Origin of the sequence: Roseibium hamelinense (assembly GCF_007830545.1) — a bacterium.
Lineage (GTDB): Bacteria > Pseudomonadota > Alphaproteobacteria > Rhizobiales > Stappiaceae > Roseibium > Roseibium hamelinense.
This window is the reverse complement of record NZ_VLLF01000015.1, coordinates 1-23,184: the sequence shown is the minus strand read 5'-3', so window position 1 is coordinate 23,184 and position 23,184 is coordinate 1. Positions and strand designations below refer to the sequence as shown.

General features: G+C 53.3%; 30 protein-coding genes and 2 pseudogenes. 16 read left to right on the top strand and 16 right to left on the bottom strand.

What is annotated here, in order from left to right:
• Positions 1 to 253, top strand: a 253-nt coding sequence (locus tag JM93_RS21290; RefSeq protein ID WP_170230452.1) for an ATP-binding protein, incomplete at its 5' end; no start/stop codon positions are given.
• Positions 254 to 380: 127 nt separating this feature from the next.
• Here JM93_RS21290 and JM93_RS22235 read toward each other — a convergent pair.
• Positions 381 to 566, bottom strand: a complete 186-nt coding sequence (locus JM93_RS22235; RefSeq protein ID WP_244455208.1) for a hypothetical protein — start codon at positions 564 to 566, stop codon at positions 381 to 383.
• Between JM93_RS22235 and JM93_RS21285 the strand changes: the two genes are divergently transcribed.
• A complete protein-coding gene (locus JM93_RS21285) occupies positions 477 to 746 on the top strand; it encodes a helix-turn-helix domain-containing protein (protein ID WP_244455207.1) in 270 nt (89 codons plus the stop codon). The two genes, JM93_RS22235 and JM93_RS21285, sit on opposite strands and share 90 nt — an antisense overlap.
• 69 nt (positions 747 to 815) lie before the next feature.
• On the opposite strand, the gene JM93_RS21280 is transcribed toward JM93_RS21285, so the two are convergent.
• The 4 genes from JM93_RS21280 to JM93_RS21265 form a co-directional block, all read right to left on the bottom strand.
• Positions 816 to 1,940 (bottom strand): alpha/beta hydrolase, encoded by a 1,125-nt coding sequence (locus JM93_RS21280; protein WP_145347661.1) that lies wholly within the window; start codon positions 1,938 to 1,940, stop codon positions 816 to 818.
• Between the two features lie 800 nt (positions 1,941 to 2,740).
• Positions 2,741 to 3,406 carry an FAD-binding oxidoreductase gene (locus JM93_RS21275; RefSeq protein WP_145347659.1) on the bottom strand — a complete coding sequence of 222 codons (666 nt, stop codon included), beginning with the start codon at positions 3,404 to 3,406 and terminating at the stop codon, positions 2,741 to 2,743.
• Between the two features lie 93 nt (positions 3,407 to 3,499).
• Complete coding sequence (locus JM93_RS21270; RefSeq protein WP_145347657.1) at positions 3,500 to 4,198, bottom strand: gamma-glutamyl-gamma-aminobutyrate hydrolase family protein; 699 nt, start codon at positions 4,196 to 4,198, stop codon at positions 3,500 to 3,502.
• On the bottom strand, positions 4,195 to 5,169 hold the full coding sequence (locus JM93_RS21265; RefSeq protein WP_170230797.1) for an amidoligase family protein: 975 nt from the start codon (positions 5,167 to 5,169) through the stop codon (positions 4,195 to 4,197). The genes JM93_RS21270 and JM93_RS21265 overlap by 4 nt, the downstream gene beginning before the upstream one ends.
• A gap of 244 nt (positions 5,170 to 5,413) precedes the next feature.
• Here JM93_RS21265 and JM93_RS21260 point away from each other — a divergent pair, with 244 nt between their 5' ends.
• A complete protein-coding gene (locus JM93_RS21260) occupies positions 5,414 to 6,160 on the top strand; it encodes a Crp/Fnr family transcriptional regulator (protein ID WP_145347653.1) in 747 nt (248 codons plus the stop codon).
• Positions 6,161 to 6,184: 24 nt separating this feature from the next.
• On the opposite strand, the gene JM93_RS21255 is transcribed toward JM93_RS21260, so the two are convergent.
• Positions 6,185 to 6,553 (bottom strand): response regulator, encoded by a 369-nt coding sequence (locus JM93_RS21255; RefSeq protein WP_145347651.1) that lies wholly within the window; start codon positions 6,551 to 6,553, stop codon positions 6,185 to 6,187.
• 177 nt (positions 6,554 to 6,730) lie between these two features.
• Between JM93_RS21255 and JM93_RS21250 the strand changes: the two genes are divergently transcribed.
• Positions 6,731 to 7,027 (top strand): hypothetical protein, encoded by a 297-nt coding sequence (locus JM93_RS21250; RefSeq protein ID WP_145347649.1) that lies wholly within the window; start codon positions 6,731 to 6,733, stop codon positions 7,025 to 7,027.
• 71 nt (positions 7,028 to 7,098) lie between these two features.
• Here the strand turns inward: JM93_RS21250 and JM93_RS21245 are convergent, their stop codons facing one another.
• The 6 genes from JM93_RS21245 to gdhA all read right to left on the bottom strand — a co-directional run bounded on the left by JM93_RS21245 (position 7,099) and on the right by gdhA (position 11,001).
• Complete coding sequence (locus JM93_RS21245) at positions 7,099 to 8,187, bottom strand: AI-2E family transporter (protein ID WP_208995391.1); 1,089 nt, start codon at positions 8,185 to 8,187, stop codon at positions 7,099 to 7,101.
• A complete protein-coding gene (locus JM93_RS21240) occupies positions 8,174 to 8,593 on the bottom strand; it encodes a hypothetical protein (RefSeq protein WP_145347648.1) in 420 nt (139 codons plus the stop codon). Before JM93_RS21240 ends, JM93_RS21245 begins: the two co-directional genes overlap by 14 nt.
• Positions 8,594 to 8,595: 2 nt before the next feature.
• Positions 8,596 to 8,940: an ElaB/YgaM/YqjD family protein gene (locus JM93_RS21235; RefSeq protein WP_145347646.1), complete on the bottom strand. Its 345-nt coding sequence runs from the start codon at positions 8,938 to 8,940 to the stop codon at positions 8,596 to 8,598.
• A 180-nt stretch (positions 8,941 to 9,120) separates the two neighbouring features.
• The gene (locus JM93_RS21230) at positions 9,121 to 9,381 is read right to left on the bottom strand and encodes a DUF7218 family protein (RefSeq protein WP_145347644.1); all 261 of its coding nucleotides are present in this window, start codon (positions 9,379 to 9,381) and stop codon (positions 9,121 to 9,123) included.
• The gene (locus JM93_RS21225; protein ID WP_145347642.1) at positions 9,378 to 9,623 is read right to left on the bottom strand and encodes a hypervirulence associated TUDOR domain-containing protein; all 246 of its coding nucleotides are present in this window, start codon (positions 9,621 to 9,623) and stop codon (positions 9,378 to 9,380) included. Before JM93_RS21225 ends, JM93_RS21230 begins: the two co-directional genes overlap by 4 nt.
• Positions 9,624 to 9,657: 34 nt before the next feature.
• Complete coding sequence (gene gdhA / locus JM93_RS21220) at positions 9,658 to 11,001, bottom strand: NADP-specific glutamate dehydrogenase (RefSeq protein WP_208995390.1); 1,344 nt, start codon at positions 10,999 to 11,001, stop codon at positions 9,658 to 9,660.
• 231 nt (positions 11,002 to 11,232) lie between these two features.
• On the opposite strand from gdhA, the gene JM93_RS21215 reads away from it, so the two are divergent.
• Both JM93_RS21215 and JM93_RS21210 read left to right on the top strand, forming a co-directional pair.
• On the top strand, positions 11,233 to 11,418 hold the full coding sequence (locus JM93_RS21215; protein WP_145347637.1) for a hypothetical protein: 186 nt from the start codon (positions 11,233 to 11,235) through the stop codon (positions 11,416 to 11,418).
• 54 nt (positions 11,419 to 11,472) lie between these two features.
• On the top strand, positions 11,473 to 11,982 hold the full coding sequence (locus JM93_RS21210) for a Dps family protein (RefSeq protein ID WP_145347635.1): 510 nt from the start codon (positions 11,473 to 11,475) through the stop codon (positions 11,980 to 11,982).
• Positions 11,983 to 12,337: 355 nt separating this feature from the next.
• On the opposite strand, the gene JM93_RS21205 is transcribed toward JM93_RS21210, so the two are convergent.
• The gene (locus JM93_RS21205) at positions 12,338 to 14,140 is read right to left on the bottom strand and encodes a sensor histidine kinase (protein WP_145347633.1); all 1,803 of its coding nucleotides are present in this window, start codon (positions 14,138 to 14,140) and stop codon (positions 12,338 to 12,340) included.
• Positions 14,141 to 14,312: 172 nt separating this feature from the next.
• Between JM93_RS21205 and JM93_RS21200 the strand changes: the two genes are divergently transcribed.
• Positions 14,313 to 14,510: a CsbD family protein gene (locus JM93_RS21200; RefSeq protein ID WP_008189145.1), complete on the top strand. Its 198-nt coding sequence runs from the start codon at positions 14,313 to 14,315 to the stop codon at positions 14,508 to 14,510.
• A 53-nt stretch (positions 14,511 to 14,563) separates the two neighbouring features.
• Here the strand turns inward: JM93_RS21200 and JM93_RS21195 are convergent, their stop codons facing one another.
• Entirely contained in the window at positions 14,564 to 15,367 is an 804-nt protein-coding gene (locus JM93_RS21195) for a response regulator (protein ID WP_145347631.1), read from the bottom strand.
• Between the two features lie 179 nt (positions 15,368 to 15,546).
• On the opposite strand from JM93_RS21195, the gene JM93_RS21190 reads away from it, so the two are divergent.
• From JM93_RS21190 to JM93_RS21175, 4 genes and pseudogenes are all read left to right on the top strand, one after another.
• Positions 15,547 to 15,768: a NepR family anti-sigma factor gene (locus tag JM93_RS21190; RefSeq protein ID WP_133952498.1), complete on the top strand. Its 222-nt coding sequence runs from the start codon at positions 15,547 to 15,549 to the stop codon at positions 15,766 to 15,768.
• Positions 15,765 to 16,325 (top strand): sigma-70 family RNA polymerase sigma factor, encoded by a 561-nt coding sequence (locus JM93_RS21185; RefSeq protein ID WP_145347629.1) that lies wholly within the window; start codon positions 15,765 to 15,767, stop codon positions 16,323 to 16,325. Before JM93_RS21190 ends, JM93_RS21185 begins: the two co-directional genes overlap by 4 nt.
• 47 nt (positions 16,326 to 16,372) lie before the next feature.
• Positions 16,373 to 17,254: a formate/nitrite transporter family protein gene (locus JM93_RS21180; RefSeq protein ID WP_145347627.1), complete on the top strand. Its 882-nt coding sequence runs from the start codon at positions 16,373 to 16,375 to the stop codon at positions 17,252 to 17,254.
• A gap of 116 nt (positions 17,255 to 17,370) precedes the next feature.
• Positions 17,371 to 18,581, top strand: a pseudogene (locus tag JM93_RS21175) (DUF2254 domain-containing protein).
• A gap of 39 nt (positions 18,582 to 18,620) precedes the next feature.
• On the opposite strand, the gene JM93_RS21170 reads toward JM93_RS21175, so the two are convergent.
• A complete protein-coding gene (locus tag JM93_RS21170; RefSeq protein WP_145347665.1) occupies positions 18,621 to 18,791 on the bottom strand; it encodes a DUF1328 domain-containing protein in 171 nt (56 codons plus the stop codon).
• A gap of 184 nt (positions 18,792 to 18,975) precedes the next feature.
• Between JM93_RS21170 and JM93_RS21165 the strand changes: the two genes are divergently transcribed.
• The 5 genes and pseudogenes from JM93_RS21165 (at position 18,976) to JM93_RS21835 (ending at position 22,964) form a co-directional block, all read left to right on the top strand.
• Positions 18,976 to 19,161 (top strand): PLD nuclease N-terminal domain-containing protein, encoded by a 186-nt coding sequence (locus JM93_RS21165; protein ID WP_145347625.1) that lies wholly within the window; start codon positions 18,976 to 18,978, stop codon positions 19,159 to 19,161.
• A gap of 110 nt (positions 19,162 to 19,271) precedes the next feature.
• Entirely contained in the window at positions 19,272 to 20,186 is a 915-nt protein-coding gene (locus JM93_RS21160) for a PRC-barrel domain-containing protein (protein ID WP_145347623.1), read from the top strand.
• Between the two features lie 314 nt (positions 20,187 to 20,500).
• Complete coding sequence (locus JM93_RS21155) at positions 20,501 to 21,418, top strand: YihY/virulence factor BrkB family protein (protein WP_208995387.1); 918 nt, start codon at positions 20,501 to 20,503, stop codon at positions 21,416 to 21,418.
• 748 nt (positions 21,419 to 22,166) lie between these two features.
• Positions 22,167 to 22,331 (top strand): annotated as a pseudogene (locus JM93_RS22435) (hypothetical protein); the annotation flags it as partial.
• A 483-nt stretch (positions 22,332 to 22,814) separates the two neighbouring features.
• Positions 22,815 to 22,964: a hypothetical protein gene (locus tag JM93_RS21835; RefSeq protein WP_170230793.1), complete on the top strand. Its 150-nt coding sequence runs from the start codon at positions 22,815 to 22,817 to the stop codon at positions 22,962 to 22,964.
• A 39-nt stretch (positions 22,965 to 23,003) separates the two neighbouring features.
• Here the strand turns inward: JM93_RS21835 and JM93_RS22035 are convergent.
• Positions 23,004 to 23,184, bottom strand: a 181-nt coding sequence (locus JM93_RS22035; RefSeq protein WP_208995386.1) for a hypothetical protein, incomplete at its 5' end; no start/stop codon positions are given.

Here is a 23,184-nt window from a genome sequence, read left to right as displayed (position 1 = left end):
GTTCAGCGCGTCCGGCGGTGCTCTGCTCTTCCATCTTCTGAGCAAGCTCTACGAGCGCACCAGCGTCATCATCACCACCAATCTGAGCTTCTCGGAATGGGCATCAGTCTTTGGGGACGCCAAGATGACCACCGCACTGCTCGACCGGCTCACCCACCACTGCCATATCCTTGAAACCGGAAACGAAAGCTTCCGCTTCAAAAACAGCACCGCAAATCAGGCCGACAACGAAGGGAGGAAACCAAAATCTTGACCACGGCGTAACTGCCGTTCCATACACAAAAGGCGGGTCAATTCTCGGTGGAAATACCGGGGCAGTTCTCGGTGAAAATCAACAGACCGTCCTTGATGCGATTTCGTTTGGCCTTGAGGGTGAGTGTTCAGTCGCGGAAACATCTATCGACTATCACGCCGCTTTTGATCAGGCCGAAGAGCTCATGATCGACCATGCAGAAAATTTCCATACCATTGATGACATCTGCGAACACCTTCAGATCTCCAGACGTACCCTGCATCGGGCGTTCATAGAGGTCTGCGGAGTAACACCAAGTCTGTATTTGCGCCATTGGCGGTTAACACGAGCGCGGGAAGACTTGCGGGATGGCCGAGCAGGTTCGGTAACCGAAACAGCGCTCCGATGGGGTTATTCGGACGTGGGGCGTTTCGCGAATTACTATCGCGCAATGTTTTCCGAGTTGCCCTCTGAGACACTTGCGCGGGCCGCCTCGCATCAGCAACAGAGTTAGAAAGCCATAGACTTACGAAGCGTGCATCTCTCGGTGCTGTACTTGTCAACTTCCTGACCAGACATTCATTCATGGAAATGCAATTACTGACTGGCCGCGTCCAGTCAGAACCGAAACCGCGTCCGGGATCGCTTGCAGGGCCGCACGGCCTGGCCGTTGAACAAATGAGTCGCCCTCATTCATTCGTTGGCCGATCAATCTTACGATCTCCGGTGCATCTGCAAACTTGGTGTGATTGAGGCTGGATGTGTCATCGATCTTGGTCAGATCGATCACCGTCACGCCAAGCCTTGCCAAGTCATCGGCCCGCTCATCGCCGACGCGGTCTATCCCGCCGGCAAGTCGGCGCGAGACTGCCAGCGCTTTATCGTTTGCCGATATTAAAACATAGAATTTCCGCGCCTCTTTCGGAAACGGCTGAAGTTGTTTGGCGAAGAGTTCTGCGTCGATGTCAGGTGACGCGAGTACAATGGATCTGATCTTCCGGGAATTGTTGGAACCGCCCAGCAATTGGTCCTGGCGCATCGCTTCGACGGTCAAAAGATTGCCCATGGAATGCGCAACGAGGTTCAGGCCGCTTGCCTGCGTCGAGGCCGCCAGCTCAGCTGCCACAATCAGATCGTCCCGTGCATGCAGCGCACTGTTGAGATCATAGACATACTGTAGGGTCCGGCCTCTGGACGGCCAGGCAAAAACAATCGGGATGCCTTTGAACCCGGAATCATAGGCAAACTGTGCGGTCCGCATAATCGCTTCTGGTAGGTCGGTGTTGTACCCGTGCACAAACAGCAGGATCTCCCGCCCGGTTGCAGGCCGCTCGCGCAGGGACCGGTTCAACGCGCTCTTGAAGGTCGTCTGATTGTAGTAGGTAACTGGATCAAGCAGCACGAAGTCGGTCTTGGGATCGGGAGGCAGAGAACTTGGCCGGGTCACAGTCCCCACATCCCGTGTTGGCGGGATCGACACCACGACCTTGGCAAAGTTCAGTCCCACCGGCTCGCGATCGGCTGAATAGAGCAGTGTCGGATCATCCGCCTCTTGACGGGTCGTTGCGATGTAGATTGTTTGGAGCGTCGTGCCATCGACCATGGCCGCCGGCGTTGCGGGATTATCGACCCCGATAATATGATCAGGCGGTGAACTACACGCGGCAAGCGCCGACAGGAGTAGCACGAAAACCAGTCCCCGGATCATACCGCCTCCTTATTCGCAACCAAGCGGGAAAAACCGCAGCAAAGCCCTAATCCATTTGAACCAAGCAAATTAGACACAATACCCGCAGACGCTACGTAAATTGGGACAAGGAGAGAACTCGGGGCGAACAAACCCTGTTGTCTCTCCACCCGCCAATTCACGATCGAACCTCAATCGCCCTTTCTTATGCATCCTCGATGGCTGCTTTTCGGTAGCTATTCAATACTGCCGGATTTGCAAACTGTGTCGGGAAACAAGTGCTAGTTACCAGATCGGATAAAACGTGCGCGGAGCTGACATCGATGCTCCATGCAGCAACCGTCCGCTTTCCGCCCGAATTCTGAGTTCGCTGCATTCTGAATGAATGTCAGCTTTCGGGATTGGACTTCACTTGCTCAACGACCTCAATGGGCGCGCAAAGCGGACTACTAACGGCTAGAAAGCAGTCGTATCTTGACGTTACGTCGCGTCCACCCGAGCGTCACATATAAAAGCTATCTGTAAAGTCGAGGCCCTTAGTTCAGGCGCAGGTCTTTTCAGAGCATTTGACGTCCTACGGAGTTATTCAAGACCGTAGGAAACAAAGACACGCGGTGGCTGGAGGTGTTTCAGGATCAGGTCTGATACAATCGCTTTCGTCTAAAAGTCCAAGCACAAGCTTTGTTCTCTAATGGCCTACCAGCACGCAAAAACATGAAGGTCTGAACCGCTTTCTGCTCTTTGAGACTCTTTTTGGCGCGCGTTTGGCAAGTTGTCTTCTATGTAACAGCTGAAGTCCACGGCAAATACCTGACCAAGCATCAGTCTTCCGTGACGATCATGTCGGCGGAGACGCCGAGTGCTTTCAAGTTTTCGATTACAGCCTCGACCATTTTCTGCGGACCGCAGACATAAAACATTTGATCCGTGGTTCCGAGAATGTCCTTCAACGCGGCCTTGTCGAAATGCCCTTCACGCATGCCGTCTTTGCTCTCGTCGCTCAGGGCATAAATGACCTCAAGACCGGCCATGTCATCCAGTTCATCCCTCAAGATGATATCATCTGACGTCTTGTTGCCGAACAACAGCCGATGCCCGGACAGTTGGCCCTTTTGCTTCAGGTCCCGGAGGATCGCCAGGAACGGTGTAATTCCTGCACCACCTGCAATGAATGTCCCGGGTCCCTTGTAGGTAATTGCGCCCCATGGATCATCAATCAGAAGTTTTTCGCCAACTTTTACATCATCGAGCTTGTTGGTGACGCCATCATGGTCCCGGTACGCCTTGATCGTGAATTCCAGAACGTCGTCTTCCGGCAAGGAGGTGAAGGTGAATGGCCGCGGTTCTTCCCGCCACTTTTCACGGTCAATCCGCACTTCGGTCGCCTGGCCGGGTTCAAATGAGAACCCATCAGGGCGGGCTGTCGTGAGTGCCCAAACATCATGAGTGACTTTGGATTTCTCCAGGATTTCAACCTTATCGGTCATTAAATTCTCCTTTTATGCCTGGACAGAGTGGGTCTGGTCCAGGCAGGTGTTTGTTTCGGTTCAGATGGTTTGCCGGCAGATCAAGCGCGCCTGTCAGGCCGCGAGTTCGAAATGTTCGCCGGTGTCTTTACGATTTTTTGCGGCCTCAACGAGCCATTGGAACAACCGTTGTTGTGTTTTCGAGAACGGCATCAATTCCGGATGCCATTGGACACCGATCACGGGTTTACCGGATGTTGCTTCGATCGCTTGCACGATCTCGTGGTCGTCCAAGGTTGAAACCCGCAGACCGCGCCCTGTCTTCTGGATGGACTGATGATGGAGCGCATTGACCCGGCACCGCCGCGTTTGCAGGACAGATGAAAGCCACGCATCTCCGGCAATACCAATTTCCTTTCGAGGCAGCACCGTGCGGAGTTTGGGCGCAGTCTCAAAAACTTCCCAGATATCCGTGTGCAGTGTTCCGCCCAGACTCACATTGATCATTTGCGCGCCGCGGCAAATTCCAAGCACCGGGATTTCCAGTCTCACAGCCTCGGGGATGAGCTCTGTCTCCAAAGCGTCGCGATCCGGATCAAGGCGCACATTCGGGAGCAATTCCCCACCATAGACAGAGGCGCTGATGTCATCGCCGCCGCCGGCAATCACGCCGTCCAACTCAGTGATCGAATACCCGGTTTTCGGAGTGATCCGCAGAGATTGCCCGCCGGCTCGCCATATCGCGAAAGATATGGCAAGATAGGACCGCCAGCCGCCGATTGCCGATGTTGATACGCCAATGAGTGGTTTCATGAGCTCTTCACCCGGTTGATCAATCGTTTGGCAGCCCCCAGAAGCCCTTCCGACTGTTCGTTGTCGGCACGCCAATTTTCTAACTGGTTCATGAGTTCCTGCTGGTCGGCTGCCAGCTCTTCGACACGCTTCCATCGTTTCCATTCCTCGGCAACGGACCATGCGGCGTCTCCGATGCGTGCGTCGGGTAACCGGTAATGGAATGCCGGACGGACGGCCTTCGGCTCTTTGCCAATCGCCTCCTCCACGCATCCTGCATTTAGCGACGCCAAAAGCGGCAGGAGATCCAACTCCCTGTTTTTGTTGGGGTTGGCTGCACAATAGTCGCGTATGAATGTTTCCAGGTCAGGCTGATATGCCGGATCAAGAACGGTCCGCTCATAGTAAGACGGGAACCTTGCAATGAACGGCAAAAGCTTTCGGGTCGGATCCGGCTCAATTTCTTCGCGCAACTTCGGGGCCATAAGCAGGTAAGCCTGCAGGACCCTCAATAGGGCTTCGACGGATTCGCTCTTCCATTCGATGTTCAGGTGCAATCCGCAAGCCAAGTGTGGCTGCTCGTTACCCATTGCGCCGGCATCCGCGAGGGCCCGTGCAAGCGTATCCACGGTCCCGAGATCGGATAGGAAGATGGGCGCGGTGATGAGTTCGGTCGGCACAATTGATGTGCCGAGGTCACCAGCGATTTGGCGCGCCTTTTTCTGGGCGTCCGTATCGTCTTTGCCAGTATGGACATACTTGCTGTCAAGCTCGATTGTGACGGTGCCGAGAGACGTGCCGTGGATTTTATAACGATGGGCGTCGACTTCCTCGGTATCTCCGCCGACGATTTCGTAAACCACTTTTGCCGCTTTTGAGGCAGACAACCCACCGAATTCAATTTCGACGCCTACGCGGCGATCGCCTGAATTCAATTCGGCAAAAACCGCCTCTGCATCATGGTCATTGTCTTCGCGCATATCTGTCATCATCGCTTTCGTCATTTGACAAGTTAACGCGCGAGGATCGATTCGGTTCCAAAGAGACCTGGCTTGGTCAGGTTCGGATGGAGCAGGTTTTGGGCTTTGCTGACGGAAAAATTTGGAACGGATATGCTTTCCGACCGTTTCTTCAGGTGTTTAACTGATCTATTCGCAATCCCGACTGCGCCACATGACCAGTCAAGGTACTCATAAAGATGTGGGGGCGCGATCCACGGGATGCGGAGGCCAACCAATGACGGACAGCATGAATTTTCAAACAAAGTGCCACGCATGCCCCCTTAGGCAGAAGAACGTTTTCCGGCCGTTTGAAGACAAGGAACTGGACTTCGTCACCAAATTTAAAACGGGCGAACTTCAGGTCGAGGCCGGTTCAACCATCATTTTGGAAGACAACAAGACGCCCCACATCTACACCCTCCTTAAAGGGTGGGCCTTCCGGCACACATCGCTGGCAGATGGTCGGCGCCAAGTCTTGAATTTCGCCCTGCCAGGCGATCTTCTTGGGCTGCAGCTCGCGGTCTTGAATGAAATGCAACACACGGTTACGGCGCTGACTGACACGACGTTGTGTGTCTTTCAAAAGGACAAGGTCTGGTCGGTTTTCAAGGATTATCCCGGCCTTGCATTTTCCATGACCTGGATGGCATCGCGCGAAGAACAGCTGATTGACGGCCACCTTCTGAGTGTTGGTCACCGCAACGCTCAAGAACGGCTCGCCTATTTGCTCCTGCATCTCCACGACCGTGCAGAAATAGTCGGATACGCTCAGAACCAGTCATTTGATGCACCCTTTACGCAGGCACACCTTTCAGATGCACTCGGTATTACACCGGTCCACACCAACCGGACCATCCGAACATTACAAAGCGAAAACTATTTCAGTTGGAAACAGAACCGGATCCGTATTCTGGACAGAGAAGGCTTAGAGGATCTCGCTGCCTATGAACGCGATGTCAAAACACTTCGGCCGTTGATTTAACTTAGTGGCCCTTGCAGCTTTGTCCTACAGCAACTCCAGAATTTGTTCCTTTGTATAGGGCTTGCTGAGAAGAGCGTGGCTTTTGAACTCATGCGGCAGAGTATCAGTATCGCCGTAGCCGCTAGCGAAAACAAACCGCGTCCCACGTTCAATCAAAAGCCGGGCGAATTTTAGGCTCGTTTCGTCGCCCATACGCACGTCCAGAATCACGAAGCTGAAGAGGTTGCCTGTCAGCGCGTCCAAGCCATCAGACAATTTGTTCAACACAACCACAGGCGCAAAGCCGATTTCTTCCAGCATCATTTGGGTGTCGAGCGCGATGATTGGATTGTCTTCAACAATCAACGCTGCACCGCTCGGCTTTACGTCAGGTGCTATCATTTCATCGGTCATTCATGTGCTCGCCATACGCCCGCTACCAAGACAGCAACGTTGCACAATGCCTCATATCGCGCATTAACATAAGTTATATGCGCTTGATAAATCACCTTTTTTCCACTTATGGCGTGTCAGAGTGATCTGAGTGAAAATTTTTCTTAAGTTGTGCGTTTACTAAGCGGAGGTAGTGATATGATTACTTTTCGCAAGCGAGTTCCTACGCTCAGTACACCTGTAATTATTGCGGGAACTCTATTCACCAGTGCTCTTGCTGCTACAGAATATCTGTATGAGGACGAGGGTGTCGATACAAAGCCAGTTACGGCAGTTGCAGAGGTGCAAGACACGTTCTCTAGCGGGAAAGGTGACTTGAAGATTTCCCTCGACGATGTTCACAAACGCCCGGTCCGCTGTGTGTCCAGCATGCAGCAGACAACATGTACCGGCTGGCCGCTTGCAAATGGTATGATTGCGCTAAACTCAGATTGATTTGCGTGCATACCGCATAAAAACAGCTGCCCGGATAAGTCCGGGCGGCTTTTTTTATCGCAACGTCCCGCCTATAAATCAGACGGATGATTCGAAATTTCATATAGCGTTACCCCTGCCAAAAGGGCTGGAACGGCAATGAAACCACCGATTGGACCCCAAAGCCAAATCCAAAATGCGATTGTCAAGAATACGAGAAACGGGTTGAGCGTCATTGTCCGGCCGAGAACCGTTGGCGTGACGAACTGCGCCTCAAAAAGATTGAGGAGCAGATAAACCAGTGGCGGCAGGAGAATTTCCGGAATTGAGTTGCCGATTGACAGCCCCACACCTGTCATAATCAGCACCATGATGGCCGGGCCGATGTAAATTACATAGTTAAGCACACCTGCCAAAACGCCCCACAAGATCGGTGACGGCACACCGATTAGCCAAAGAGCCGCTGAAACGGCGGCTGCCAGACCGACATTCACGCAAGTAATGGATAACAGGTAGGTCGAGAGCCGCTTTTCGATCCGTTGAAACGCAATTGCCATGCGATACCGTTTTGTTGCCGGAGTTGACCAATCGACAGTCGATCGGAAAACTCGCGGCCGGGTCAGGACGAAGAAATAAAGGCTGGCGAGAAACAATATTATCTGTGCCATGAATGTCGGGGCGAAGTAGAAAACGCTCTCCACCGGCGACGTTTCATCGACGCTAACCTGCATGTTTCCGGATTGGCCCATCGCATTGCGGAGTTCTTCCTGCAGACTGCTGATGGAGGCAAACAACCCCTGCCAGGAAACGAGCTGGCTTTGCAGTTTGGCCCAGATCAACGGCAGTTTATCGAGCCAGTCAGACAACGGTACCATAAATGCTGCGCCGGCGGTCGTGATGAGCAAGATAAACAAAACCACCATTAAGGCCGCCGACACCCATGACGGTATGCCAAGACGGCCAAGACGATCCGCCGCAGGTCCGAACAAGGAACCGACCACGATCGACAAACACACCGGCGCAAGGATGACCTTGCCCACATCCAGCGCAAACACAAGAGCCAGACACGCAAGTGTGACGAGGGACATACGCGTGGCTGGATCTGCAATCGCTATTGGTGAGGTTGATACACTTACGTGAGCTTTGGGTGGAGCGTGGTGTGCCATATCAGGTCCCGTCATCTCCGCCGCCCCGCGCTGCAAAAAGCGCAAGTCCGCCCAATGCGGCAAGGGCGATGATGCTCTTTCGATTGGTCAGTTGTGGGAGGACTGAAACTGCTGCTGCTATGGCCAGCCTTTGTGACGCGCGGCGTTTCGCGCTGCGCCGCTGATCGATTTTCTTCAAGATCGCTAAAACAATGAGAAGGCCGAGCCCGACACCAATCATTCCCGAGGCGATGACCAAAGCTGCGCCCAAGGCTCCGAGCTTTTCAGAAAGATAAATGCCAAGTGCGGCAAGACCGGCCAGATAGGCCGTGCCAAAAGACGCGGCAGCAATCGCCATTATAACGATGTTGCGCTTCGTCCGGCGCACCATCCCGCGCAGGTCGCGGGATGCCGCCGAGAAGGCGAGGGGGACCGACCGCATGATCAACGGCGGATCAAAGCTGCAATCAGGAAACCGACACCGGCCGCAATTCCCAGGGACCGCAAGGGGTGGCGGCGGACTTCATCGGTCACGGCCCGCTCATAGGATTTCAATTCACGGGTCAGATCATCGAGCGCGTCCTGAGACATTTGCGTTAGATCTTCACCTGCCGCGGTCGCACGCGATTTGTATTCCTGGCTTTTACCAGACCCGTAATTTTTGAGTGAGCCGGCAAGCGCGGCAATGTCCTCGCGGATGCGCTGAATGTCGGCTTCAATATCACTGGCATTCACCGCGTCATTTGCAGCTTTGGTCGAAGAAGTGGAAGTGCTTTTGGCAGTTGCCATGAAATGCCTCCAATTTGCTCCGGAGAACCCGGGAAATGTCCCCGAACCGCCGGTGGGAAATGTTGTGTTCAAGCAGCTCCGTGCTGCTCGATTGGGGCTGGAGCGCATAGGTCCAACCCGTAAACTTGGAGGTCAGACAAAAGTTCCCGGCACTTCGGAAAATTCAACTGGAAACATCAATCAGTCCCGAAGGGCGCCAATCAATTCGTCTTTAAACATTTCTGATCGGCCTTCGATTTCCAGTTCTCTCGCCCGCTCGTAGAGCTCTTCCTTGGTCCAATCCTCATAGGGTGGCTGTGACCCACCCTTTTCAGAAGGCGATTGGTTTTCATTCGCCTGTGCGTTGGCGATACGAGCCGCTTTTGACTTTCCGTAGCCCTCACGCCGCAATGCGTCATAGGTTTCTTCGTCCTTAATGCTCGGGCGATCCTTGCTGCTCATTTTCCATCTCCTTTCTTGATCAGCGTCAGTTCACTCCCGGATTTGAGAACCCTGTCGCCATCATCCTGTCGCAGCGTGTAAGCGGGGTCTTCAGGGGTCGCGCGCCGCTTCACATCAGTGCCCTTGATGTTGAGACAGATGTCCTCCGTGTGCGTGTCGACCACCGTGGCCTCACCCGTACCCTCACCCCAGTTCCAAGCGACCCGGTCTCCCTTGCTGAACGGTTCGTGCTTTTCAGTCATTATTTTTCACTCTCCTTTTCACAGCCGCACCGGGTCAGAAACTTCCGAATGAATGAAACGCATGTGCGACACGTTTGAATGCAGCCAAATTGGCTCCGTCGACGTAGCTGAGCTGCTTTTTGCCCGCATCTGCAGAAACGATCTCGCCGTGGATTTTTTTCATGATGTCCCGAAGCTCCTGGTCGACCTTTTCCGCACTCCAGCTTTGCCGCATCGCATTTTGGCTCTGCTCCAAACCACTGACTGCGACACCACCCGCGTTTGCTGCCTTGCCTGGTGCGTGGAGGATGCCTTTTCGTCGGAAGATCTCCGAAGCTTTTGCAGTCAAAGGCATGTTGGCACCTTCGCAGACAGCTGAAACGCCGGCCTCTACGAGTGTTTTGGCCGCGTCTTCGTCCAACTCGTTCTGTGTTGCGCAGGGCATGGCGATGTCGCATTCAAGGTTCCAAGGTTTTTTACCTTTGTGGAACTTGCCAATAGACAGATCCGACAAGCGTCCACCCTTGCCTTTGAGGGTTTTGACCTTGCCGAGATCTTTTTTTGTCAGGCCGTCCTTGAATTCCAGCACCGCATCGGAGTCGCTCACACTCAATACCGTGGCATCCATATCGATGGCCTTTTCCGCAGCATGAAGCGCGACGTTGCCAGAGCCACTGATGGCTATCCTCTTGCCCTCGATTTCCATATCGTTGTGGGACAGCATCTCACAACAAAAGTAGACACAGCCGTAGCCGGTCGCTTCCGTTCGAACAGCGCTGCCGCCGAAATTGCAGCCTTTCCCAGTCAAAGCGCCATGCCATGTGTTGGAAAGGCGGAGATAGTGGCCGTAGAGCAGGCTAATTTCCCGTTGACCTACGCCGATATCGCCCGCCGGCACATCGATGTCCGGGCCGATGTGACGTGATAGCTCCGTCATGAAGGATTGGCAGAAACGTTCGATTTCGGCCGGGCTTTTTCCTTTAGGATCGAAGTTTGAGCCACCCTTCGCCCCACCCATTGGCAGACCGGTCAAGGCGTTCTTAAAAATCTGCTCGTAGCCGAGAAATTTCAGAATACTTTCCGTAACGCTCGGCGCGAACCGCAATCCGCCCTTATAGGGGCCGAGAATATGAGAAAACTGGACACGCCAGCCTCTGTTATGCTGGAGCACGCCTTTGTCATCGCGCCAACAAACGCGAAACGAAATCACGCGATCCGGTTCCGCGAGCCGCTGAAAAATTCGTGATTTTCGAAAGTCTTTTTGCTTTCCGTACCAGTCACCGATGGACTGAGCCATCTCGTCTATAGCCTGCAGAAACTCTGGCTGGTCAGGATTTGCACTAGTAATTTCATCTAACAAATCATCAATCACACTGTTTTTCGTCAATCTAACCTCCATGCGTTTGAATATAAGAACGCACGAAGTTGTTTCTGGTTCCGTATCTCCATTAAATGATACAGCGTATATGTTGTGTAATTCGCAGCTGATACCGTCTTCTTTCGATGCGAACTAGCTATATTTTTTCATATGAATTCAAAAACACTTCAGATTTTTTCCGGAACGTTTTTCGTATCTTTGCATTTACATCCCGAGCCCGTTCTTGAAATTTACGCTTAGGAGGTGATCGAAATGGTCACAGAACACACGAAGCGAACTGCAGAAGAAGCCCGTCAGGGTGAACGCGGGCGGCCGGTCGTAAAAGTACTTGCCGCATGCCTGTTCCTGGCTGTTGTGACGTTTGCCGGACTTGGAATTCTTCAGACCGCAGGTGTGGTCCCGACAATCGGTGCCATTGAGTCGCCCGAAAACTACTAACTCAAAGAACCGCTGCGGTCTTGGTTAGAACACTGAAATTATAAAGGAAATCTAATGTCTAATGTATTGAAGGTTGAAACACCGAAAAGCGAACCCATCAAAACCGGCGTTTCCGCTGACGTACGCGCCCAACTTGCCAAACACTTGTCGGTGATGCTGGCGGAGTCATACATGCTGACGGTGAAGTCTCACCTGTATCACTGGAACGTTGTCGGCCCGCTCTTCAAGTCGATCCACGACCTGACGGAAGAGCATTATGAAGACATGTTTGCGGCCACCGATGAGCTTGCGGAACGCATTCGAGCCCTTGGGCACCGGGCACCGGTAAACGTTCAGGATGGGAAACTCAACCTCACTATCCAATTGCCATCAGGCGGCATGCCAGACGCCCATGACATGATTGCCGACCTTGTCGAGAGCCATGAAACGATCTCCGCGGAGATGCGGGATATGGCGACTTACGCCGGCGACAACGGCGATGTTGTCACTGAAGATCTTTTGACGGAGCGGATCACGTTCCACGAAAAGGCCGCTTGGATGCTGAGGGCACTCATCACCGAATAAGTTGTGCGTTCAGATAGAACGAATGAAAACCCTGCCGCCATCCGTTTTTCCGGGTGGCGGCAGGCCCGGTCTAGAACTGTAAACAAATGTGCGATGTTATGAATTCAGTTCCCCAACGTTTCGCCGGTTTCCGATCTGTCGAAGGCCTGCTGAACGATCCGGGATTAAACCGAGCTCAAAAGAAATCAGCCCTTTTGTCTTGGCGGATCAGACTCCTGCAATCCCCCAATATGACTGAAGGCGCCGCAGACCGTCAGACAAAACTGCACGATATCGAGGACGCGCTTCAGCGGCTGAAGACGTAGGTTCGTAAGTCGGTCCAAGCCGTTAGCGTCAGCATAATCGGCTCGTTGCTTCAATTGACAAGCTGTTTGGCAGGGATGGTGATGGTGCATTTTACACCGTCCGGGGCAAACTCGACTTTAACTTCCCCATCCAGCGCAGGCCCAACGAGTTGTTCCAGTAGCATACGGCCGAACCCATTCCGCTTTGGGGGCACAACTTCCGGGCCGCCAGTCTCTTCCCATTTGAGTTCGACCACACCCTCATTTTCAGCCCAGGTCACTTTCAGCTTCCCATCCAGCACGGACAAGGCTCCGTATTTCGCAGCATTTGTGGTTAGTTCGTGCAGGGCCAATCCCAGATTTTGAGCGGCATCCGCCGTAATGGATTTTCCAGGGCCTTCAAGAATTATTTGCGGGCTTTGCGGATCTATGGATTGAGAAAGATGCGCGACAATCAATTCTTTAATATCCGCCCCATACCAGGACTGTGAAACCAATAGATCGTGGCTTGCGGCCATGGCCTGAAGGCGCGCAGAGAACACTTCGACGAACTCGTCGGGATTATCGGATCTTGCGGCAGTTTGCCGGGCCATCGCCTGAATGACGGCAAGCAGATTCTTGGACCGGTGAGTCAACTCCCGCATGACCAAGTGCATCTGGCGTTCGTTGTCCCTCTTGTAGGTGAGGTCGACGGCTGTGCCGATCACGCTCGTTATCGCTCCTTCTGCGTCCCGCGCCGGATCGAAGCGGACATTGTAGAACTTCGCGGCTCCGTCCATCGCGATATCAACTTCAACAACAGCACTTTCTCCGGTTTCCAGCACCTTTTTCTTGACCGGAATAAGTTTGAGCTGATCGTCTTCGTTGAAGATCTCGTCATCGGTCTTGCCGATGAAAGCGTCTTCTTTCAATCCGTTCGGTGGATTGACCATATGAACATACTTGAGGTCGCGATCCTGCTCGAACACGGTGATGATTGAGCCATCCAAGGCTGTTTCGAACCGCTTATTCGCTTCCGCCAATTGCGCGGCCATGGACGCAAGCCGGATCTCGTAAAAATTCTTCTCCGTCATGTCCACGGCCGTGCACAACACGCCGTCTACTTTGCCGTCCTCACCAAAGGTTGGGTGGACGATCAGATCGAAGTAAAGGGGCTCAGTGTCTTCCCGCTCGATGCCGATATAGGTCGAAGACGGTTCACCTGTTTCGACGACCCGGCGTTTAACCGGTACGACCTGGTCGGCAGCTGCATCCGGCAACACATCAACATCTGATTTGCCAAGAATTTCGGATTTCTCAAGCCCGAAACGCGGATTGTGGATCCATGTATACTTGAGGTCCCGGTCTTGAGAAAAAACCGAGATATTGCTTCCGGTAAGTGCCGTTTCGAAGAGCTCGTTGGTTCGGGCAAGCTCAGCTTTTGTGCGGCCGACAGCTGTGTTGAGCGCGCGGTTTTCTTTTGCGAGCAGTTCGTTTGCTTGTTCCAGCAGTTTGACCGAGGGCATGTCGATCAACTGTCTCAGCAAACGCCACACCACAAATGCTGTCACTACGGAAATGATGGCTGTTGTCGCTTTGATGAGCCCTTGAGCGCCATAGGCCGGAACCCAAAGCGTTGCCAGAGCGGTGAGATGTGTCAGTGCGCAGGCCAAGATAAACGCAATGAAGAGATAGGCGGTTTTGCGCGGCGTTCCCGTGATATCCGGCCGCTGCCGCAAGAACGTCAAAATCGCCATTGGAATAGCGATATAGGCCAAGGCGATCAGACCATCGGAAATCGCATGCAGTGCGACCAGGTCAGGCCGCCATAAGAGGCAATATCCATGAGGCATGAAGGATGCGGCCCCAAGGAGATAGTTGATGATGTCCTGCATGTCGGGCTTCCGTTTTGTTCACCGGATGTTTCTGGAGCGCCGGCTTGTGAACTTTTTGATCTACACCGGCCGCAGCCATGTGCTGTTTTGGAGCAGTTGGCAGATTTCTTCGGGAACCAACCAAGCTGAAATTCGTTTTCTAGTTGTCTGACACCAAAAGGAGTTTCAAAAGATGAATTGGGATCAAATCGAAGGAAATTGGAAAGAATTTAAAGGGAAGGCTCAAGCTCAGTGGGGCAAGTTGACCGATGACGAGATTGACCGGGTTGACGGCCGTCGAACCGAATTGGCAGGTCTGATTCAGCAGAAGTATGGCAAAACACGGGAAGAGGCTGAGCGCGAAGTCGACCAATGGATGTCCAAGCACTAAGCCCTTCGACAAGGCGGGGACACTCCCCGCCTTTGTCTTCCATAAACTTCGCCCTATGCTGCAACCGCATCTGTTCCTTTGAAAAACAGAGCCTGGCTGATGCCCGCTTTCACGGTGTTGGGGTTAAACGGCTTGGTAATGAGGAACGTCGGCTCCGGCCGCTCTCCGGTCAACAGACGTTCCGGGAACGATGTGATGAAGATAACCGGGACTGACATCTCGCCCAGGATGGCCTTGACCGCATCAATCCCGGACGAGCCATCCGCCAGCTGAATATCGGCAAGCACCAACCCCGGAGTATTGGCCTTCGCTGTTTTTACGGCGTCGTCTGCGGTCCGCGAAACACCTTGGACAGTGTGGCCTAGCGACTCAACGATCTGGGTGAGATCCATCGAGATCAAAGGCTCGTCCTCAATAATCAGGACATTTGTTGTCGTTTGACGATCAATTTCAGCCACGGCGTCTTTGATCAGTTCAGTGACCTCTTCCGGGCTTTTCTGAATAATCCGCGCGGCTTCGGGCACCGAGAAACCCTCGAGTGTCGTCAATAACAAGGTCTGCCGGCTTTCCGGTGCCATGCTGGCAAGCCGCTGTTGTGCGGTCTGTTCAAAAATTGATGCCGCGCCATCTGTGGTTGGAGGCGGAACGACGGACGCATTCCACAGAACATGGAACAGCCTGTAGAGGCCAATCTTCACGCCATCACCTGTATCGATGATGCTTTGATCCGAAACCAATGCCTGCAAGCATGCGCGAACATAAGCATCTCCGCTTTGCTGGGTTCCCGCGAGCGCGCGAGCATAGCGGCGCAGGTAGGGAAGCAAAGGTGCAATATCTTGAGAAAGACTCGTGGCCATTCATTTTTTCCTTAATGAAATGCCGCATCTGCGCGGCCATCCAGATGACGTGGACCGTCCCCTTAACTAGAAAATGCGCTAGGCAAAAAAAAGTTCCAGCCAGATGGAACTTTTTTTTGCCTGACACGTTTCTGCTACAATTCACATGCCACTGAAGCTGCAAATATCGGGAATTAGCCATGCCAACCAAAAACTTACCGGATCAGGCGATTGCCGGCTCTGGTATAATCCGGCCGAACATGGGCGCAAAGACCAAGGAAGACTGGATCGGTAATCAGCTGAAACAGGTCTACGACGAAGCCCTTTCGGAAGACGTTCCCGATGACATGCTTGAGCTCCTGTCCGCGCTTGATGATGCCGATCAGTCTGATGGCAACTCCGGTGGGGAGGCGCAGGGATGAACAATGCAAAGTTCAAACAGGACCTGGTTGACACCATTCCGCGCCTGAGAGCGTTTGCCCGTTCCATCAGTGGCAACCGGGACCGCGCAGACGACCTCGTCCAAGAAACTCTGGCCAAAGCGATTGCCAATAAAGACAAATTCACCGAAGGCACGAACCTGACGGCTTGGCTGATTACCATCCTGCGCAACCAGTATTATTCGGTTGGCCGGAAAATGCAGCGTGAGGTCGCTGATCCCGATGGCGAACATGCCGCAAGCCTTGAATCAAAGCCGCAGCAGGCAGGCCATTTGGAGATGAAGGACTTCCTGAGTGCACTGCAGGTCCTGCCCGATGATCAGCGCGAGGCCCTCATTCTGATTGGGGCAAGCGGCTTCTCATATGAAGAAGCGGCCGACATCTTGGGTGTGAGGCCAGGCACAGTCAAAAGCCGGGTCTCACGGGCACGTGCTCGGTTGGAGGAATTGATGAGCGGTCAGGAGAGCTTTGAGCGCTCGGAGCTCGCGGTCGCTGAATCTGCCGAACTGATCCAAAACGCTCTCTCAGCCCAACCCTAACTTCAAAAAAATTCTCTCAGCTTCGCGCTACGGACAGGAGGAAAGCTATGGCTCGCCAACCGGAGCGTGTTGCCGGCGAAAAGGCAGACAATAAAAGCCCGATTACCGAAGAGAGGCTCGGCAACGAAGGCACGCGGCTCACCTCGGACGATCTTGCCGAGGTAGATGACCGTCTTCGTTTGAAAGCCGTCGTTGTTTACGAAATTATCCGCCAAGAAGGCGAAGAAGAGCTCGCCCGCGGACCGAAAAGTCTGTGGTGGTCGGGCATTGCAGCTGGACTTTCGATCGGGTTTTCCGTGCTCGGCGAAGCGTTGTTCCGAGCCTATCTGCCTGAGTCTCCTTGGCGCCATTTGGTCGAAAATCTCGGGTATGGCGTTGGATTTCTAATCGTTATCCTCGCCAGACAGCAACTCTTTACCGAAAACACACTAACGGCGGTCCTACCGGCAATCAGCACAGGTAAACGTCACACATATCTCTGTGTCGCCCGCCTGTGGGCCATCGTTTTCTGTGCGAATATGATCGGGACCTTTGTCTTCGGATCCGCGATCGCAAGCGGCTTTTTTCTGCCGCCCCAGGTTTATGATGCGGTTGGATCTCTTTCCATACACATGATGGAAATCCCGCACCATGAAATGTTCCTGCGTGGCATACTGGCCGGGTGGATTGTCGCAACCTTGGTCTGGTTGCTGCCAAGCGCTGAAAACTCGCAGGTCGCCATCATCCTTCTCATGGCCTGGCTGATCGCAGCTCTTGATCTCACACACGTGGTCGCCGGATCGGTGGAGGCGGTGTTTGCCGTCTGGATCGGTCATTCCAGTGTTTTGGATGTTGCAGCTTTCCTGATCCCGACGCTCTTGGGTAACATCGTTGGTGGAACAGCGCTCTTTGCTTTGATTGCGCATGCGCAGGTCCGAAAAGAAATCTGACATCAGGAGCACACGGATTGGCGCTTGCCTACCAGAATAACGCGAAGGAGCAGGCGCTTTACCGCCTGATCAAAGGGTTTCTTTTCATACCGGTCTGCATTGCGCTTCTTGGCGCAGTGCTTGCCCCAATCACCTTGTTTATCGACGATAACGAGCTGCTTGCCAAAGTGTTCGATAGTCTCCGATACAATACACTGAGTGTCGAAGGAGCGCGGAGCGTTCTTTCGACAATTGCCGGTGCGATGATGTCGGTCATCAGCTTGGTCTATTCGCTGACCCTGGTGGTCTTCACTCTGGCGGCCGGCAACATTGCTCCCCGTTTGCTGGAGACCTTTGCCAGCAACCGCACAACCCAGATCACCATCGGTCTTCTGGGCGCCACCTTTTTGTACGCCTTGCTTGTACTATTCGTTGTCGAGGACGGGAAAGAAGTGCGATTTTCCGTTGGCGTGTCAATTTTCCTGGCGGCGGCGAGCTTTTTCTGGCTGGTTTACTTTGTAAACGACGTGGCGGGCCGCATCCGGGTGGATGCCGAGATTGGGCGTATTCAAACGTCGTTGCGCCAGTCCATTGACGCTCTTCTTGCCCATGAGCCACCTGAAAAACTGTCAGATCGTCAGGAAATCCCGGACCTACCGGTGACCAAGGTGCACGGCAAACGAAGCGGTTATGTGACTGCGATTGACATCGATTATCTGATCGAAACAGCCAAGCATTACGATGGGTTCATTGAGGTGCTTGTGACGCCCGGAGCATTTGTGATCGAGGGCATGCCGATCGCCGAGGTGAGATGTCAGGAGAACGGCTGTGACACCGATCCCGTTCTTTTGGCGTTTCAATTCGCCAAAGCCCGGGCCCCGGAGGGAGATATTCAGTTCTCAGTTCATTTGTTGGTAGAAATTGGCCTGAGGCGTTGTCTCCCGGCATCAATGATTCCTACACGGCAATCAGCGCGATCGACCACTTGTCGGCGAGTTTTGCGCGTATCTTGCAACGCGGTGCGCCAAGTTCCGTTTTATGCGATGAGGATGGCGCTCCGCGTGTGTGGCTGGATCTGATTTCCGTGAAGGACATCCTGCACACTGCTATGGCCCCGCTGCGCCAATGCGCAAGATCCAACGTACTGGTTCTGGACCATCTCATTTCAGCACTTGGGAAAATGGCTATCGTCTGCCGTCCAGAGCACAAGGCTCTGATCAAACGCCAACTCTATGATATTGCCCGGGATGCAAATCTTGAGTTGAACAGCCCTGCCGACAGATCCCAGATTGCAACCAGCCTCTGGCGAGCACAGCAGATCAGTCAGAGTGTTTCACGAAGATCATAAATGGCACAAAAAAGGGCGCCATTGGCGCCCAGTTTCTGCTTATGCGCTTCTTCCGCGAACCACGTGCATGATCGCAGAGACCATAAATAGTGCGATCGCGACAAAGAAAATCAGTTTTGCAATTGATACCGCAGTACCGGCAATACCGCCGAAGCCAAGTACTGCTGCAACAAGTGCAACGACGAGAAACATGAGTGCCCAAGAAAACATTGTATCCTCCTGTTTGAGTAACAGTTCTTCAACGCTCATGAATGAATTCAGTTCCATTTCTCCTTTCGAAATTTGTTCCCATCTTGCTCAAACCGCTTCGGAGATTCCTTTCCAACAACAGGTGTAATGGAACCAAAACCTCTATCGGACCGTTCCCAACATGATAGAACAAGGAGTTTCAATCATGGAATATGGTCTTCTCGGTTTGCTGGTCCTGATCGCGAACATTTATGCGATCATAAAAATTATCCAGAGCGGCGCTTCTACCGGCGCAAAGATCCTTTGGATCCTGGGCATCCTTATCTTCCCTGTGGTGGGTTTCATTGTCTGGCTGCTTGCCGGGCCCCGGGGCAGCGGACAGCTTGCTTAATTAGAAAACGCGCCTTACCGGCGCGTATTTTTTTGGAACCTTTCCCAACTGATGATGTTTACGAGATGCCAATCATGGCCACCTGATTTTTACACGTGAAGGAGAAGACTATGATCCGAAACCTTCTTGCCTCTACAGCTGTTCTGGCCGTTCTGACTACGCCAGCATTGGCTCAGGACACCGGTACTACTTCAAATTATTTTCAAAACGACCGCGTTATTTATGAATTTGACGTGTCGACAGTGAAGCCGGATACGGCAACAGGCTTTCTCGCCTCCAACATGATTGGTAAATCGGTCTTGAACACCTCCACTGGTGAGGCGATTGAAATTGGCACCGTGAACGACCTGGTCTTAAGCCGTGATGGATCGATCCGCGCGGCCATTGTTGGAGTTGGCGGGTTTCTCGGTCTCGGCGAAAAAGGTGTTGCGATCGACTATGATCGCCTGTCTTTCACTGCAAAATCAGACGGTGAGTTTGACGTTGTCAGCGATGTAACTCGCGCAGAGCTGGAAAACGCCGATGGGTTTGAACGCCCGGATTATATTCCGGACTGGATGACGGTTTCTGCGGTCCAGACCGAGATCGATAAAATTTCCGAGGGCGCAAAACAGACCTATGAAACGGTCCGGACCGAAGCGATTGATCCGGCGAAAAAACGTCTCAACGAAACGATTGCCTCATGGACGGCTGAAAAGACCCGTGTCCAGAGCGCCACGGTGTCATCTGAAGCCTTGATCGGATCCTCTGTTCATTCCAGCGCAGACGCGAACATCGGTGAGATATCGCAGGTGCTTTTGAACGAAGACGGCAAGGCTGAAGCTGTTGTTATCGACGTTGGTGGCTTTCTGGGGTTCAATGAGAAACCTGTTGCCGTGTCTTATGACAGCCTTCAGATGTATGAAACTGAAAACGGCGCGCTTTTGGTCGTGGCACCGTTCACCAAATCTGAGCTTGAGAACGCCAAGACTTTTGGACCCGCCGCCTACAAGAAAAATCCCGACGCTGTAACGCTGAACGGATAACCAAGATTACCAGCGAAAGAGCGGGCCGCAAAGCGGCCCGTTTTTCGTTTCCGTTCCTCAATATACCGTCGAAAATCCTGTTGAGCGATACCCCAAGTCGACATGCAAACAAACGCTCCAACTTGCTGACTGCTTTGGACCGATAGAGTGCTGGTCGCGTGAATAAAAATCATCGCCAATCGGTCAGCCAGGGTTCTGGGTCCAAGAATTGTTTTTGCGGAACGAAAGCGCTCCGGCAGCGTTCTATGCACATGAACAACTGCGATCAAACCCACCTCTCAGAGCGCGGAAGCTGCGCGCGCTCGATACGAGACATGCCGTTGAAAGGCTGGTTTGACATTCTTCGGCGGACCTTCACCCAGGTTCAAGCTGACAATGTATTTCTGATCTCTGCAGGCGTTGCCTTCTTCTTTTTGCTGGCCCTGGCACCGGCCCTAACGGCTTTTTCGGCGATTGCCAACCTCCTGATCCCGCAAGCGGCCGTGCAAGACCTTGTAAACGAGGTTGGAACAATCCTACCTGAGAGTTCCAGCCAGCTCATCAAAAACCAACTTGAAACAGTGCTGGACGAACATGAACGGCAGACCGCTCTGACGTTGAAGGCGGTGTTTGGCTTGGTCCTGTCATTCTGGGCGGCGGCGGCCGCTGTGCGGGCGATGATGACGGCAATCACCGTCGCCTACCGGGAGGACGAGGAGCGGCCGCTTTGGGAATTCCACCTCACGGCGCTTGGTCTGACGATCGCGGCATTGGTGATTGGTTTGGTGGCTGTAATTGCGTTTCTTGCGCTGCCAGTCGCTTTATCGCTGTTGCCGCTGTCAGGAAGCAGTGAGTTAATTGCGCGGTTCTTACGCTGGCCGATGCTGATCGTTGCGGTCATTACCGGCCTGTCGATCACTTACCGGTTCGCCCCGTCGCGCCGGCAGGCAAAAGCGCGTTGGGTCACAGTTGGCGCTGTCGCCGCCGCGCTGATGTGGATCGCTGGCTCTTTGCTCTTTACAACCTATGTCGAGAAAATCGCTAATTACGAAGAGGTTCACGGCGCGCTGTCGTCAATCGTCGTTCTCTTGCTGTGGTTCTGGTTTTCCGCAGTGGTCGCCATCTTTGGCGCCGAACTCAATGCCGAGCTGGAACACCAGACGAGCGTTGACACCACAGTCGGCAAGGATCGCCCGATTGGCGAACGCGGCGCATACGTCGCCGACCACCTGGCATTGGATCATAAAGCGTGAATGGAAACGCCGTGGTTCCGGGCTACATACCAACGGACAATACGGCCGCCCACTAAGTAGATGAAAAACCCAGCGCGGACCCTTATGTCCTGTGTTCTGGCGGGACGTTGGGGTGCCTAGAAGACATTGCAGGTCTCGTCACATTCCCTGCGAGCATCCATGCAAGTTTTATCCACGGGCGGTTCTGCCGGTTAACGGTAGTTGGCTTGCGCCATGAAAAATGATGTCCAGCGGGTCCTTTCAGAGACTTCGTGTCCTACGGTGTAATTCGCGACCGTGGGACTCAAAGGCACGCGGTGTTTTTGAAACCGTGTCATCTTCATGTTCATCATTATGTTTCGCCGTAACGTGGCCGCGGATGACGGCTGATGACAAGCGTTGACGGCATAAATGCCGCCGGGATGGTATTGAAATTCCGATCAAAGACGGCTAGTGACAGCCCTGACGGGCCATTTATTTTTTGAAACAGGAAAGGGAGAAATCCAAAACGGCACTCGCGAACAGGCGATTTCTGCTTACACAGTGCTTACACAGCACTATTTTCACCTAAGCGAAATTATGCTAAGTTATTGGAAAATATGGCGCACCGGGGAGGATTCGAACCTCCGACCCCCAGATTCGTAGGCAGGACCAGTTTGTTGAACTAATTGGATATCTTTGCAAAACGGGCTCGTTTGCGCCCAAACGATATCAATATCTTAGCAGCGCATTTGCAAACTGTTCGGCGCGCAAGTTCTGCGGGGTCTGAATGGCCCTTCTCCAGCAAAATGACATCCTTTTCGCACTCAAAGCCGTGTGCCTTATGCCCGAGCTGACGGCGGCTACACGCCGTGTTGCCGCCGCCATAATAGATCACTTCAATCGCAAGACTGGCCAATGTGATCCCAGCATCGGCCGGCTCATGAAGCTTTTGAAAATCAGCCGCGCTGCTGTGATCCGGGCAACAAATGAACTCGATGAGTTGGGCCTCATCGAGAAGAAAAGCCATGGAGGCAAATCTCACCGCACGGCCTACCTGCCCAATTGGCCGAAATTTCGGGCGTTTGTCAAAGACTGGGATGCTGGCATGAAGTGCGGAGAAGGGCCCGCCAAAACGTCTGCGACGGTCTCAGACTTGAGACCTTCAAAGTCTCAATCCTGCGACTCTGGGGGTCTCAAAAATGAGACCCAAACCAATCGAAAGAACCCATCTAAAAAACCCATCGAACCGTGCCGAGTGGATCGATCTCCATCCGCCAAAACACTTCCCAGTGAGACGTCAGTTCCCGATTGGCTTTCGAAAAAGGCTCAAAGGGGAAATCAGAAATCCATCTCTCCAGCTTCAAGCGCAGTGCAGGTTCTCACGCGTTATGACGTCGTTAGAGATAAGGCCCAACAGCGTTGGGAAGGAGACATCATGAACCAGCGGGAACCGCAAAAAGAGGCCATCGTCGATTGGTTGACCGCTGAGCGGATGGACAAGGCCACCGACGCCGAAATCGCCCAACCAGGTGGCGGCCTGATGTTTATTCTGGATGAGATGAAACAAGCATTGGAGCGGGTCTAGGGTCTGGGTCCTTTCACATGACGTTTGAAGCCTGCGGGATCATTCGCGGCCGTGGGGCATGGAAGTCCGCGGTGGCAGTCGAGGTGTCAGGATCATTGTCAGGGTCAGGTTTAATGCTTCGACGCAGCCTACCCGAAACCCTAAGTCACTCGCGGGTCCTTCCGGGATTTCCCACTTTCCTACGGGGATATTCGCGACCGTGGGGCTCAAGGACACGCGG

Excerpts from the sequence above, each read along its gene's own strand:
- JM93_RS22235 (WP_244455208.1), bottom strand. The coding sequence starts at position 566 with ATGGCGCAAATACAGACTTGGTGTTACTCCGCAGACCTCTATGAACGC.
- JM93_RS21280 (WP_145347661.1), bottom strand. The coding sequence starts at position 1,940 with ATGATCCGGGGACTGGTTTTCGTGCTACTCCTGTCGGCGCTTGCCGCG.
- JM93_RS21275 (WP_145347659.1), bottom strand. The coding sequence starts at position 3,406 with ATGACCGATAAGGTTGAAATCCTGGAGAAATCCAAAGTCACTCATGAT.
- JM93_RS21270 (WP_145347657.1), bottom strand. The coding sequence starts at position 4,198 with ATGAAACCACTCATTGGCGTATCAACATCGGCAATCGGCGGCTGGCGG.
- JM93_RS21265 (WP_170230797.1), bottom strand. The coding sequence starts at position 5,169 with ATGATGACAGATATGCGCGAAGACAATGACCATGATGCAGAGGCGGTT.
- JM93_RS21260 (WP_145347653.1), top strand. The coding sequence starts at position 5,414 with ATGACGGACAGCATGAATTTTCAAACAAAGTGCCACGCATGCCCCCTT.
- JM93_RS21255 (WP_145347651.1), bottom strand. The coding sequence starts at position 6,553 with ATGACCGATGAAATGATAGCACCTGACGTAAAGCCGAGCGGTGCAGCG.
- JM93_RS21250 (WP_145347649.1), top strand. The coding sequence starts at position 6,731 with ATGATTACTTTTCGCAAGCGAGTTCCTACGCTCAGTACACCTGTAATT.
- JM93_RS21245 (WP_208995391.1), bottom strand. The coding sequence starts at position 8,187 with ATGACGGGACCTGATATGGCACACCACGCTCCACCCAAAGCTCACGTA.
- JM93_RS21240 (WP_145347648.1), bottom strand. The coding sequence starts at position 8,593 with ATGCGGTCGGTCCCCCTCGCCTTCTCGGCGGCATCCCGCGACCTGCGC.
- JM93_RS21235 (WP_145347646.1), bottom strand. The coding sequence starts at position 8,940 with ATGGCAACTGCCAAAAGCACTTCCACTTCTTCGACCAAAGCTGCAAAT.
- JM93_RS21230 (WP_145347644.1), bottom strand. The coding sequence starts at position 9,381 with ATGAGCAGCAAGGATCGCCCGAGCATTAAGGACGAAGAAACCTATGAC.
- JM93_RS21225 (WP_145347642.1), bottom strand. The coding sequence starts at position 9,623 with ATGACTGAAAAGCACGAACCGTTCAGCAAGGGAGACCGGGTCGCTTGG.
- gdhA (WP_208995390.1), bottom strand. The coding sequence starts at position 11,001 with ATGGAGGTTAGATTGACGAAAAACAGTGTGATTGATGATTTGTTAGAT.
- JM93_RS21215 (WP_145347637.1), top strand. The coding sequence starts at position 11,233 with ATGGTCACAGAACACACGAAGCGAACTGCAGAAGAAGCCCGTCAGGGT.
- JM93_RS21210 (WP_145347635.1), top strand. The coding sequence starts at position 11,473 with ATGTCTAATGTATTGAAGGTTGAAACACCGAAAAGCGAACCCATCAAA.
- JM93_RS21205 (WP_145347633.1), bottom strand. The coding sequence starts at position 14,140 with ATGCAGGACATCATCAACTATCTCCTTGGGGCCGCATCCTTCATGCCT.
- JM93_RS21200 (WP_008189145.1), top strand. The coding sequence starts at position 14,313 with ATGAATTGGGATCAAATCGAAGGAAATTGGAAAGAATTTAAAGGGAAG.
- JM93_RS21195 (WP_145347631.1), bottom strand. The coding sequence starts at position 15,367 with ATGGCCACGAGTCTTTCTCAAGATATTGCACCTTTGCTTCCCTACCTG.
- JM93_RS21190 (WP_133952498.1), top strand. The coding sequence starts at position 15,547 with ATGCCAACCAAAAACTTACCGGATCAGGCGATTGCCGGCTCTGGTATA.
- JM93_RS21185 (WP_145347629.1), top strand. The coding sequence starts at position 15,765 with ATGAACAATGCAAAGTTCAAACAGGACCTGGTTGACACCATTCCGCGC.
- JM93_RS21180 (WP_145347627.1), top strand. The coding sequence starts at position 16,373 with ATGGCTCGCCAACCGGAGCGTGTTGCCGGCGAAAAGGCAGACAATAAA.
- JM93_RS21170 (WP_145347665.1), bottom strand. The coding sequence starts at position 18,791 with ATGTTTTCTTGGGCACTCATGTTTCTCGTCGTTGCACTTGTTGCAGCA.
- JM93_RS21165 (WP_145347625.1), top strand. The coding sequence starts at position 18,976 with ATGGAATATGGTCTTCTCGGTTTGCTGGTCCTGATCGCGAACATTTAT.
- JM93_RS21160 (WP_145347623.1), top strand. The coding sequence starts at position 19,272 with ATGATCCGAAACCTTCTTGCCTCTACAGCTGTTCTGGCCGTTCTGACT.
- JM93_RS21155 (WP_208995387.1), top strand. The coding sequence starts at position 20,501 with ATGCCGTTGAAAGGCTGGTTTGACATTCTTCGGCGGACCTTCACCCAG.
- JM93_RS21835 (WP_170230793.1), top strand. The coding sequence starts at position 22,815 with ATGAACCAGCGGGAACCGCAAAAAGAGGCCATCGTCGATTGGTTGACC.